The sequence below is a fragment of the Microvirga pakistanensis genome, from assembly GCF_004458765.1.
GTDB classification, from domain to species: Bacteria; Pseudomonadota; Alphaproteobacteria; order Rhizobiales; family Beijerinckiaceae; genus Microvirga; species Microvirga pakistanensis.
Window position 1 is genome coordinate 1 of record NZ_SPJX01000657.1, and the last position, 223, is coordinate 223.

Sequence of the window (223 nt, forward strand, 5' to 3'; positions counted from 1 at the left end):
CGTCCGCGACGCCTGCCACCGTTGCCGCCGTCGATAGTCAGAATGTCCTGCTGTGGGAGGAGTTCTCGGGCCGCTTCGAGGCGGTCGAGCGGGTGGAGCTGCGTCCCCGGGGTCCCGGCGCCATCGAGTCGATCCATTTTCGGGAGGGGTCACTGGTGAAGAAGGGCGATCTCCTCTTCATCATCGATCCCGCACCATACATCGCAGAGGTCGAGAAGGCGGA

General features: G+C 64.6%; 1 pseudogene. It reads left to right on the forward strand.

What is annotated here, in order from left to right:
* Positions 1 to 223, forward strand: a pseudogene (locus E4K09_RS26055) (biotin/lipoyl-binding protein); the annotation flags it as partial.